Source organism: Achromobacter sp. NFACC18-2 (assembly GCF_900108985.1).
Classification (GTDB): Bacteria; Pseudomonadota; Gammaproteobacteria; order Burkholderiales; family Burkholderiaceae_B; genus Achromobacter.
The window spans coordinates 63092-74450 of the sequence record NZ_FNYM01000020.1 but is presented as its reverse complement, the minus strand read 5'-3'; the positions used below and the strand labels follow the sequence as shown (position 1 = coordinate 74450).

12 protein-coding genes are annotated in these 11359 nt (G+C 68.8%); 1 reads left to right on the top strand and 11 read right to left on the bottom strand.

Translation table 11 applies throughout. The features are described 5' to 3' along the window. Positions 1-29: 29 nt before the first annotated feature. The 6 genes from BMW75_RS25175 to mltG all read right to left on the bottom strand — a co-directional run bounded on the left by BMW75_RS25175 (position 30) and on the right by mltG (position 5461). Positions 30-770 carry an IclR family transcriptional regulator gene (locus tag BMW75_RS25175; protein WP_092582324.1) on the bottom strand — a complete coding sequence of 247 codons (741 nt, stop codon included), beginning with the start codon at positions 768-770 and terminating at the stop codon, positions 30-32. 157 nt (positions 771-927) lie between these two features. Further along, positions 928-1806, bottom strand: a complete 879-nt coding sequence (locus BMW75_RS25170; RefSeq protein WP_092582323.1) for an ankyrin repeat domain-containing protein — start codon at positions 1804-1806, stop codon at positions 928-930. 39 nt (positions 1807-1845) lie between these two features. Then, positions 1846-2616, bottom strand: coding sequence for a TatD family hydrolase (locus BMW75_RS25165; RefSeq protein ID WP_092582322.1), 771 nt, complete (start codon positions 2614-2616; stop codon positions 1846-1848). A gap of 69 nt (positions 2617-2685) precedes the next feature. After that, positions 2686-3735: a DNA polymerase III subunit delta' gene (holB, locus tag BMW75_RS25160; protein WP_092582321.1), complete on the bottom strand. Its 1050-nt coding sequence runs from the start codon at positions 3733-3735 to the stop codon at positions 2686-2688. Further along, entirely contained in the window at positions 3732-4355 is a 624-nt protein-coding gene (gene tmk / locus BMW75_RS25155) for a dTMP kinase (protein ID WP_076521269.1), read from the bottom strand. The genes holB and tmk overlap by 4 nt, the downstream gene beginning before the upstream one ends. Next, positions 4352-5461, bottom strand: coding sequence for an endolytic transglycosylase MltG (mltG, locus tag BMW75_RS25150; protein ID WP_369825585.1), 1110 nt, complete (start codon positions 5459-5461; stop codon positions 4352-4354). The genes tmk and mltG overlap by 4 nt, the downstream gene beginning before the upstream one ends. Positions 5462-5621: 160 nt before the next feature. Between mltG and BMW75_RS25145 the strand changes: the two genes are divergently transcribed. Beyond that, positions 5622-6620, top strand: a complete 999-nt coding sequence (locus tag BMW75_RS25145) for a CAF17-like 4Fe-4S cluster assembly/insertion protein YgfZ (RefSeq protein WP_092582320.1) — start codon at positions 5622-5624, stop codon at positions 6618-6620. A 52-nt stretch (positions 6621-6672) separates the two neighbouring features. Here the strand turns inward: BMW75_RS25145 and BMW75_RS25140 are convergent, their stop codons facing one another. The 5 genes from BMW75_RS25140 to BMW75_RS25120 form a co-directional block, all read right to left on the bottom strand. Further along, positions 6673-7362 (bottom strand): VIT1/CCC1 transporter family protein, encoded by a 690-nt coding sequence (locus BMW75_RS25140; RefSeq protein WP_092582319.1) that lies wholly within the window; start codon positions 7360-7362, stop codon positions 6673-6675. A 76-nt stretch (positions 7363-7438) separates the two neighbouring features. Beyond that, positions 7439-7876, bottom strand: a complete 438-nt coding sequence (locus BMW75_RS25135) for a PaaI family thioesterase (RefSeq protein ID WP_092582318.1) — start codon at positions 7874-7876, stop codon at positions 7439-7441. A 1-nt stretch (position 7877) separates the two neighbouring features. Next, positions 7878-8768, bottom strand: coding sequence for a 3-hydroxyisobutyrate dehydrogenase (gene mmsB, locus BMW75_RS25130; protein ID WP_092582317.1), 891 nt, complete (start codon positions 8766-8768; stop codon positions 7878-7880). Between the two features lie 89 nt (positions 8769-8857). Beyond that, on the bottom strand, positions 8858-10033 hold the full coding sequence (locus BMW75_RS25125; RefSeq protein WP_092582316.1) for an enoyl-CoA hydratase/isomerase family protein: 1176 nt from the start codon (positions 10031-10033) through the stop codon (positions 8858-8860). Beyond that, the gene (locus tag BMW75_RS25120; protein WP_076521275.1) at positions 10030-11184 is read right to left on the bottom strand and encodes an acyl-CoA dehydrogenase family protein; all 1155 of its coding nucleotides are present in this window, start codon (positions 11182-11184) and stop codon (positions 10030-10032) included. The genes BMW75_RS25125 and BMW75_RS25120 overlap by 4 nt, the downstream gene beginning before the upstream one ends. Positions 11185-11359: the final 175 nt, after the last annotated feature.

Here is an 11359-nt window from a genome sequence, read left to right as displayed (position 1 = left end):
GGCAAAGCTTGCGGCCATGCGGGCCTTCATCAGGTCGCCTTCAGTCGGGCCGAAATGCGGCGGGCGGCCGCGACGGTCATGTCGATCAGGGCGTTCGGGCGTTGCGCGGCGCGGGTGGATGGCGCCATGAGCGTGATCGACGCCACGGCCTGGTTGGCCCGCTGGAAGATCGGCACGCTCACGCCCCAGACGCCGGCGTCGACCTCGCTGTCGGTCACGGCATAGCCCTGGTCGCGGATGGCCTCCAGTTCGCTTGCCAGGCGCGCGACATCCACGCCGGCCTCGTTGGCCAGGTAGGCCAGCGCCCCCTGCAGCCGGGCTTGGGGCATGAACGCCAGCAGCGACTTGGCCGAGGCGCCGCGCGCCAGCGGCAGCCCGCGGCCTTTGGTGAACGAGCAGCGCAGCGGATGTTGGCTTTCCACCATGTCCAGGCAGACCGCCTGATCCTTGACCGCGACCAGCAGGCCGATGGTTTCGCCGGACGACGCGGCCAGCGCCGCCATGTCGGGCTGCGCTTCGTGGATCAGGTACGACGACTGATCAAAGCCCCAGGCCAACTGCACACAGAGCGGGCCGGGGCCGTACTCGCCCTCGTGTTCGGCGACGAATCCCCAGCGCTTGAGCAGCGCGATCTGCCGGTACAGCGTGCTTTGGGCAAGGCCGGTCTTTTCGGCCAGCGCGGCAATGCTGAGCGGGCCGTCGTGACGCGCCAACGTGGCCAGCACATACAGGACGCGATCCGCGCCCGCCCCTACGGACGTTTCCGACATGACAACTCGACTCCCAGCAATATGGCGGCGAGATTATCAATTTGTGGTTGACGAGCTTTGATTTTTTCCCATCCGCTGAGAATCGCAAGGGAAAACCCCGAAATCCGGACGCAAAAAAGCCCGCGGCAAGGCGGGCTTTCGCGGCGGCGGGCGGGGTTCAGGGCGCGGCCGGCTTGTCGTAGTCCGACAGCCCCACCCCGGAAACGCCCTTCACGCCGTCCTTGCCCGGCGCCGTCTCGGCCGCCGTTGCGGATGCGGGCGGCGGCGCCTGGTCCGGGGCCGGCACACCGGCCGATTGCGCGGCGCCCGCCTCCTGCGGAGCGCCCTGCGCCGCGGCGCGGCGCTTGCGCTTGGCGTCTTCCTGCTGCTGGATCATGGCCGTCAGCTCGGCCGCAAGCGCCTCCGACTTGCCCGTCGCCGCCCATGCGGCGGCGTCCTGGCCTTTGGTGTCCTGCGTGGTGACGTCGGCCCCGGCCCGGATCAGCAATTCCACCATGGGCTTGCGGCCGGACAGCGCAGCCATCATCAGTGGCGTCTCGCCGTTGGGCGCGGGCGCGTTGACCATGGCCTTGTTCGCCAGCAGCAGGCGGGCCATCTCCATCTGCCCCTTGGACGCGGCGTAATGCAGCGGGGTCCACCCCAGCCGGTTGACCTGGGCGCCGCGCGCGATCAGCTTTTTGGCGCGTTCGGTCTGACCGGCGATGGCCAGGTACATCAGCGGCGTCTCGCCCGCCGGGTTTTCGGCGTTGACGTCCGTGCGCTTGTCGGCGGCGAGCACGTCGAAGACTTTCCAGGCGTTGTCCACGACGGCCCGCATGATGGCCGGTTGGCCATTCTTGTAGCGCACGTTGGGGTCCGAGCCCTGCGCAAGCAGCGCCCGGATGTCGTCTGGGTAATCGTTGGCGACGTAGACCCACCAGTCGCCGGCATTGGCGGCCTGGGCGGCCGGCGCGGCCAGGCCCAAGGCCAGGGCAAGCAGGCCGGCGCGGCCGCATGACAAAAGGGCTTTCTGGGCAGAGGCGAAGCGGATGGCCATGGCAGTCCTAGGGATGCGGGTTCAATGAATCGGGTGGGGCTATTTCTGGATCTTGCTGAACAGCCGGAAGAAATTGTCGGTGGACGCCTGCGCCACCTCGGCCGCCGTGATGCCGCGCAGGTCCGCGATCTTCTCGGCCACGTGGATCACCTTGGACGGATCGTTCAGCTTGCCCCGGTACGGCACGGGCGCGAGGTAGGGCGAATCGGTTTCGATCAGCAGCCGGTCCAGCGGCACCTTGGCCGCCACTTCGTGCACGATCTGCGCGTTCTTGAAGGTCACGATGCCGGACAGCGAGATGTAGAAGTTCTGCTCCAGCGCGGCCTGGGCGATTTCCCAGGTTTCGGTGAAACAGTGCATCACGCCGCCCACCTCGGCCGCTTTCTCTTCGCGCAACATGCGCACGGTGTCCTCGGCGGACGACCGCGTGTGCACGATCAGCGGCAGGCCGGCATCGCGCGCGGCGCGGATGTGGCGGCGGAAACGCTCGCGCTGCCAGTCCAGCGGCTCGGACAGCCGGTAGTAGTCGAGCCCCGTCTCGCCGATGGCCACGACCTTGGGGTGTTCGGCCAGGCGCACCAGTTCTTCGGGCGTCGGATCCGGCGTGTCTTCGTAGTCGGGATGCACACCGACCGAGGCCCAGAGCCGCGGCTGCGGTTCCACCAGCGCCATCAGGCCGGGCCATTCCGGCATGTTGACGCTGACGACCAGCGCGTGGGTGACCTGGTTGGCGGTCATGCGGTCGAGAATGGCTGGCAGATCGTTCGCCAGCTCGGGAAAGTTCAGGTGACAGTGTGAATCGACGTACATGGTGAGTCTGGTGTGGGGAGCCGTGGCGCTCCGCCCCGATGCCGGGCAAAGCGCCGCCGGATCAAGGGCTTACGCCTGGCAGGATAGCACCACGCGCTGCAGGGTGGCGTGGGCGAAGAGCTTGGCGTTCAAGGGGTGGGTGGCCAGCGCGCGCTGGCGGGTCAGCCAGCGCGCCGCCTCCGCCACGCGCGCGGGATGCATGCGGGACGCCACCTGCGCCACGCCCGCCGCCAGCGACGGAAAGTAGCGCACCGGGGCGCCGGCGCTGGCCAGCATCAGGTCGGTGTACAGCCGTTGCAGGGCATCGATCCATTCGGGCGCGGCCACTTTTTCCAGGGCTTCGGCCAGCGTGCCCACATCGGGGGCCTGCCCCTTGGCCAGCGGGTTGACCAGTTGGACCAGCCAGGCCGGACAGGGGGATTCCCCGGACTGCGCCAGGCGCAGCGCCGCCAGCGGCGCGCCGCCCGCGGCTGCCAGCCATTCGCGCGCCGGCTCCACGTTCTGGTCCCGCAGCCACTGCAGCGCCGTGTCGGCGTCCGGGGCGGGCAGCGGCAGGCGGCGGCACCGCGACACCAGCGTGGGCAGCAGCCGGTCCGGCGCATCGGCCACCAGCAGGAACACGGTATGGGGCGGCGGCTCCTCCAGCACCTTGAGCAAGGCGTTGGACGACACGACGTTCAAGGCATGGGCCGGATACAGCAGCGCCACGCGCCAGCCGCCCCGGTGCGTCGCGGTATTGAACCAGGACTCCAGCGAGCGGATCTGGTCGATGCGGATTTCCTTGGAGGGCGCGCGCTTGGCGGCGCCCGTCGCCGGCTCGGCGTCTTCCTGCTGTTCAGCCGCGTCCGCACCCTCTTCCACGGCCACCGCCTCGGGGCGGATGCGCCGCAGATCGGGATGGTTGCCGCTGGCGAACCAGGCGCATGCCGCGCAGTGGCCGCAGGCGAGCCCGTTTTCAGGCGCCTCGCACAGCAGGCTCGCCGCCGCGGCGACGGCGAAATCCAGCTTGCCGATGCCGGCCAGCCCATGCACCAGCCATGCATGGGCGAAGCGGTCGCGGTTGCCCAGCCACGCGCGTGCCGTGTCCAGTTGCCAGGGCAGGAACTGGGGCGCGCTCATGCCGCGACGGCCAGCAGCTCGCGCAGGCCGGCTTCGAGGTCGGTGCGGATCTGGGCGATGGAGCGGGTGGAGTCCACCACGCGAATGCGGTCGGGGTCGGCCTTTGCGCGGGCATGATAGGCCTCGCGGGTGCGCTCGAAGAACGCCGCGCCCTCGCGCTCGAAGCGGTCGGGCTCGCGGGCATCGGCCAGCCGCGCCCGGGCGACTTCGAGGGGCACGTCAAAGAGCCAGGTGCGGTCCGGGCGGCCCGCCTGCATCCAGTTTTCCAGGACCGCCACGCGCTCGGCCCCGAGGCCGCGGCCGCCGCCCTGGTAGGCGTAGCTGGCATCGGTGTAACGGTCGCAGACGACCCAGGCGCCACGCGCCAGCGCCGGCTCGATCACCTGGCGGGCGTGCTCGCAACGGGCGGCAAACATCAGCAAGGTCTCGGTGTCCAACCCCATCGGATCGTTCAGGACCAGGGTGCGCAGCTTTTCGCCCAGCGGCGTGCCGCCGGGCTCGCGGGTGGACACCACCTCCAGTCCCTGTCCGCGCAGGAAATCGGCGATCCAGGCCGTGTGCGTGCTCTTGCCCGCGCCGTCCACGCCCTCCAGCGTGATGAAGCGTCCGCGTGAGGTCATTGATCTTGTCCTTGTGCTGATTCGGGGGCGGGATCTGCCGCCTCGGCCGGTGCGCCGGCGGGCGCGGGGGCCGGAGCGGGGGTCGACGCCGGCGTGGGCGTCGAGCGCTGGCCGAGGATGTAGCGGGCGACGTTGCGGTTGTGCTCGGACAGGTTGGCCGAGAATTCGCTGGTGCCGTTGCCCCGGGAGACGAAATACAGGAATTTGTGCTGTTCGGGCTGCACGGCCGCCAGCAAGGCCGCCCTGCCCGGGGCCGCGATGGGCGTGGGCGGCAGACCGGGACGCGTGTACGTGTTCCAGGGCGTGTCGGTCTGCAGGTCGCGTTTGCGGATGCGGCCCTGGTAGGCCTCGCCCATGCCGTAGATCACGGTGGGATCGGTTTGCAGCAGCATGCCGATCTTGAGCCGGTTGGTGAACACGCCCGACACGCGGCGGCGCTCCGGACCGTGGCCGGTTTCCTTTTCGATGATGGACGCCAGCACCAGCGCCTCGTAGGGCGTGGACACGGCCACGCCGTCCTGGCGCTTGTCCCAGGTGTCGTTCAGGATGCGCTGGCCTTCCTGGTAGGCGCGGCGCAGCAGGTCGAAATCGGTGCTGCCGGGCGTGAACACGTAGGTATCCGGGAAGAACAGGCCTTCCGGATGCTTGATGTCCGACCCCAGGCGCGCCAGCAGTTCTTCATCGCTGACCCCGTCCAGCGTCTGCTTGACGTCGGGATTCTCGCGCAGCGCCTGGCGGATCTGGCGGTAGGTCCAGCCTTCCAGGAACGTGATCTGACGCTGGGTCATGTCGCCGCGCGCCAGGCGCTCGAGCAGCAGCCAGGGCGTGTCGCCATTGATGGCCTGGTAGCCGCCCGCCTTGATCAGCTTGTCGCGTTCGGACAGCCGGGCCATCCACACGAAGCCGGGCTCCCACACCGGCACGCCGGCCGCATTGAGCGCGCGCGCGACGGTGCGCGGACTGCTGCCCGGGTCCACCACGAAGTCGATCTTGTCGGACGCCAGCGTGAGCGGACGGTGCATCCAGGTATAGGCGGCGCCCACCGCGCCGCCCACGGCCAGGACGACGAGAAGCAGGAACCACAGGACGAAATTTCGGAGTCGCATCTTCATAAGTGTCGGAAGTTTAATGGATCGCGGGGCCAAGCCGGGCCACAACGGGGGCCGGATCGCGCGACCCGCCCCTTTACGCGTCGGGGGCATGGCCGGGTCAGCCGGAGAACGCGGCTATCATCAGCACTTTGATGACGCGATAACCCCCGCCGACATGCACGCCTTTTATTCTTCGATTCCTGTCCGCGCCGAAGGTTGCGCGCAATGCGCGCCGCTGCCGGACCTGACGGTCTTCAGCGCCGCTGGCGCCGATGCCCTTTCCTTCCTGCATGGCCAATTCACGCAGGACGTCACGGGACTGCCTTCCGACGCCGCCCGCCTGGCCGGCTACTGCACCGCCAAGGGCCGCCTGCTTGCCACGATGGTGATGTGGCGCGGCACGGACGCCGCGGACGACGCCCCGCAGTTCTACGGCATGGTCCGCCAGGACCTGTCCCAGGCCCTGCTTAAGCGCCTGTCCATGTTCGTGCTGCGCGCCAAGGTCAAGCTGGCGCCCGCGCCGCTGCAGGTGGCTGGCGTGCAGGCCACGCCGGAACAGGCTGCCGCGCTGGAAGCCGTCGCGGGCGCCCTGCCCCGCGCCACCTGGCAGCGCGCGGATCTGCCGTCCGGCACCTGGATCGTCGCGCCGTCGGCCGACGACCGCCTGCGCTGGTGGTGGATCGCCTCCGACGCGCAACTGGAACAGTCCGCCGCGCTGGTCCCGGCGCTGGGGCTGGCGTCGGCCGCGTCCTGGCAGGCGGCCGAACTGGCGGCCGGCATACCCTGGATCGCGGCCGCGACGCAGGATGTCTTCATCCCGCAAACGGTCAACCTGGACCTGATCCAGGGCGTCAGCTTCACCAAGGGCTGTTATCCGGGGCAGGAAGTCGTCGCGCGCAGCCACTACCGCGGCACGGTCAAGCGGCGCATGGCCTTCGGCACCGTCGCCGACACCACCCTGCAGGGACCGGCGCTGACGGGCGTGGATGTGTTCGACGCGGCGCAGCCCGGCGAGGCCATCGGCCGCGTCGTCCAGGCCGCGAGCAACCAGGGCGTGGTGTCGGTGCTGTTCGAAACCACCCTGGCCGCGCTGCCCGACGGCGACCTGCGCCTGGCCAGCGTGGACGGCCCGCGCATCGCCACGGCGCCGCTGCCGTACTCGATCAACCCGTGAGCCGGCCAGGCCTGCACGCCGGAAAATCCCCGCGCGCGCAGGCCGTGATGTTTCAGACCGCCACCCCGAACAGCGCCCCCACGCCCGCCGTCACGGCCATCGCCGCGGCGCCCAGCACAGTGACGCGCAGCGCGGCCGGCGCGATGGGCGCGCCCCCGGCCTTCGCGGCCATGGCGCCCAGCGAAGCCAGGCAACAGACGGACGCGCCGATGACCCAGCCGATGAGATGCGGTCCAGGCGAGACAACCGCCACGGCCAGCGGCACGGCGGCGCCCGCCGCGAACGACGCCGCGGAGGCCAGTGCCGCTTGAACCGGCCGCGCGCGGTTGTGCAGGGAAATGCCCAGCTCGTCGCGGGCGTGCGCGTCCAGCGCGTCATGGCTGGTGAGCTGGCGCGCCACCTGCTCGGCCAGTTCGCGCGTCAGTCCCCGCGCCACATAGATATCGACCAGTTCGGCCAGTTCTTCGCCGGAATTGCGGCGCAGCGAGCGCTGCTCAAGCCGCAGGTCGGCGGCTTCGGTATCGGCCTGGCTGCGCACCGAGACATATTCGCCTGCCGCCATCGACAGCGCGCCGGCCACCAGGCCGGCCAGTCCCGAGGTGAGAATGGCCCCGTGCGTAGCCTGGGCCGCCGCGACGCCGGTGATGAGGCTGGCCGTCGAGACGATGCCGTCGTTCGCGCCCAGGACCGCGGCGCGCAGCCAGTTGCTGCGAAAAATCCGATGATGTTCTTTTGCTGGCATTGCCGGAAAACCCATGCGACGCGCGACAGGCGCACGGCGCGCCGGGCACAGGACCCGGACGCGCCGCGCGCGAAGTTCATCGCGGCGTCACGCGCACCGCGGTGAGCAAGCCTATCACGCACAGCGTGGCTTGTTCACCGTCGTAGGCATGCATCTCCACCTGGCAGACCGAAAGACGCTTGCCGGGCTTGACCACGCGCCCCGTGGCAAGGAACCGGTCGCCCTTGGCGGGGGCCAGGAAGTTCATCTTGAACTCCGAGGTCAGCACGTCCTCGCCCGGCCCGAACAGCGTGAACGCGGCATAGCCGCCGGCGCTGTCGGCAATGGTGGTGGAAATGCCCGCGTGCAAAAAGCCGTTCTGCTGGCAGAGGTCGGCCCGGTAAGGCAGGACGATGTCCACCCTGCCCGGCTCCACCGCGCCCAGCCGGGCGCCCAGCAGCGCCATGATGCTTTGCTGGTCGAAACTGGCCTGGACCCGCGCGGCCGGATCCACGGATGTCTGCAGGTCGGCCACGTCAGTCCTGCTCGCGCTTGACCAGGTTGACGATGCTGGAGAAATCCAGCTTGCCCGAACCGCCCGCGCTGTGCAGCGAATACAGGTTGCGCGCCAGTTCACCCAGCGGAATCGACGCGCGCGCCGACAGCGCGGCCTCGGCGGCCAGGCCCAGGTCCTTGAGCATCAGGTCCACGCCGAAACCGCCCGCGTAGCCCTTGGAGGCCGGCGCGTGTTCCATGACACCCGGCCAGGGGTTGTAGAGCTCGGTCGCCCAGTTGCGGCCGGAGCTCTTGGCGATGATGTCCGACAGCACCTTGGGATCCAGTCCGTTGGCCACGCCCAGCGCCAGCGCCTCGGACGTGCCGGCCATCAGGATGCCGAGCAGCATGTTGTTGCAGATCTTGGCCACCTGCCCGGCGCCCGCAGGACCTGCATGGAAAATGTTCTTGCCCATCTTCTCCAGCACCGGACGGGCGCGCTCCAACGACGCGGCGGCGCCCCCCACGATGAAGGTCAGCGTACCCGCGGCCGCGCCGCCCGTGCCGCCCGAGACCGGGGCGTCGATCATGGCGATGCCGCGCACCTCTGCGGCCTGGGCCACCTTGCGCGCCGAATCCGGCGCGATGGTGCTGCATTCGATCACCAGCGCGCTGGACGCGATCTTGCCCAGCAGATCCTGGTCCAGGTACAGGCCCTCGACGTGCTTGCTGGCCGGCAGCATCGAGATCACGACCTCGGCCCCCTCGACCGCCTCGGACGCCGAGGCCGCCGCGGTGGCGCCGGCGTCGGTCAGCAGCTTGATGGCCGCCGGCATCAGGTCGAAGACCTTCAGGCTGTGGCCGGCCTTGACCAGATTCAATGCCATGGGCGCGCCCATGTTGCCCAAACCGATAAACGCGATGCTGCTCATGATGTCTTGTCTCCTGTTGCTATTGCTGTAGGTATGGATTCATCGTGATCTGCGTGGCGCCGGGGCCGGCCGAGGGACCGGCCGAGGGATCAGCGCCCTTCCTGTCCCAGGTCGGCAAGCGGATGCGGCTCGCCCTGGGGCCAGGGTTCCTCAAAGAATTTCTGCACCCAGGCGTCGGTAGCCATGTCGATCACGGCCGGATTCCAACGCGGGTTCTTGTCCTTGTCGACCAGCAGCGCGCGGATGCCCTCGGCAAAATCGCCATGCGCGGTGCAGGCCAGCGCGGCGATGTACTCGACGCGGAACACATCGTCCAGCGAACGCAGCCGCGTGCGCTGCTGCAGCGCAAAGGCCAGCCGCACCGATCCCGGCGAGCCCGCGAGCATGGTATTGGCCGCGCGCGACAGCCACGGGTCTTCGTGGTCTTTCAGGTACGACAGCTCCTCGTAGATGTCGTCCAGGCGGTTGCCGTTGCACAGATTGTTGATCACGAACGAGTGCTGGCGCAGCGGCCCGGCTTCGAGCGGCGTGGGCGGCTCCAGCGCAGCCAGCGCGCGGCGCAGCAACCCGTCGTTGATGGACCGCGGCGGGATGGCGTCTTCGGCCGCGCCGCTGGCCTGTCCGGCCCACGGCTGCTCTTGCAGCGAGGACAGCAACGCCGGCCAGTCGGCGCTGTTCAGGCGGAAATCAGCCAGGCCGGCGAAGAACGCATCGGACGTGTTCAATTGCGCGCCGGTGAGCGCCAGGAACACGCCGCTGCGGCCCGGCATGCGATTGAGCAGCCAGCTTCCGCCCACGTCCGGGAAGAGCCCGATCGACACCTCGGGCATGGCCAGGCGCGAGGTCTCGCTGACGACGCGATGGCTGGCGCCCATCATCAGCCCGATGCCGCCGCCCATGACGATGCCGTGGCCCCAGCACAGCACGGGCTTGGGATAGGTATGGATGCGGTAATCCAGCCGGTATTCGTGCTCGAAGAAGCGGCGCGCGTAGGTGTTGCTCCAGCTCGGCTTGCCCGCGTTCTCGGTCATGCTGCGGTACAGGCCGTGCAGATCGCCGCCCGCGCAGAACGCCTTGTCGCCCGCCCCTTGCAGCACGACGAGCGCAACACCGGGATCGCGAGCCCATGCGTCCAGACGGTCCGCCAGGAGATCGACCATCTCCAGCGACAGACCGTTGAGCGTCTGCGGCGCGTTCAGCGTCGCAATGCCGAAACGCATTCCATTGGCGGCGGATCTTTCTTCGAACAACACCGGTGCATTCATCTTATGTCGGCTCCTTTTTCCAACAATTGGCGGGCAATGATCACGCGCATGATCTCGTTGGTGCCCTCCAGAATCTGATGAACGCGAGTATCGCGCACCAGACGCTCCAAGGGATAGTCTTTAAGGTAACCATAGCCGCCATGGATCTGTTGCGCGTCCAGGCAGATCTGAAAGCCCATGTCGGTGGCGAACCGCTTGGCCATCGCGCAATACGTGGACGCGTCGGGCGCGCCGGCGTCCAGCTTGCAGGCGGCCAGCCGCACCATCTGGCGCGAGGCCACGAGATGCGTGGCCATGTCCGCCAGCTTGAATTGCAGGGCCTGGAACTCCGCCAACCGGCGATTGAACTGGCGGCGCTCGTCCATGTAGCGGCGGGCGGCGTCCAGCGCGCCTTGCGCGGCGCCGACCGAGCAGGTGCCGATGTTGATGCGGCCGCCGTCCAGGCCCTTCATGGCGATCTTGAACCCCTCGCCCTCCTGCCCCAGCATGTTGGCGGCCGGCACGCGCACGTTCTCGAAGGTGATGGGACGGGTGGACTGGCTGTTCCAGCCCATCTTCTCTTCCTTGCGGCCGTAGCCGATGCCCTCGCTGTCCGCCGGAATGGCGAACGCGCTGATGCCGCCGGCGCCTTCGCCCCCGGTGCGCGCCATCACGACCAGCAGGTCGGTGTCGCCGCCGCCAGAAATGAAGGCCTTCGCGCCATTGATGACGTAATCGTCGCCGTCGCGTTGCGCGCGCGTGGACAACGATGCCGCGTCGGAGCCCGCGCCGGGTTCGGTCAGGCAGTAGGAAGCCAGCTTTTCGCCGCTGGCCAGCAAGGGTCCCCAGGCTTCGCGCAGCGCCGGCTGGCCCCACTTGCCGACCATCCACGTCGCCATGTTGTGGATGGTCAGGAACGCCGTGGTGGACGGATCCACCGCTGCCATTTCCTCGAACACCAGCGTGGCGTCCAGACGCGGCAGGCCCAGGCCGCCGATGTCCTCGCTGGCGTAGATGGCGCAAAAGCCCATCTCGCCCGCCCGGGCGAAGGCCTCGCGCGGAAAAATGCCCTCGGCGTCCCAGCGCGCGGCGTGGGGGGCCAGTTCGCCCTCGGCGTAATCACGCGCGGCCTGCGCGAACGCGCGCTGCTCGTCGGTCAGTTCCAAGTCCACGGCCTGTCTCCTGTTGTAGTCAGTATTGTCGGGTGGCGTTGCTGCCGTCTCGTGAACGCCAGCCGGTCGATTTTGACATGACGTTGACGTAAACGTAAGCGGGAAACTGGCTTTATGTTACGCCCGAAGCGCTTGGGCGCTTTGTCGTATTTATGACAATGTGAAGGGGCTATCT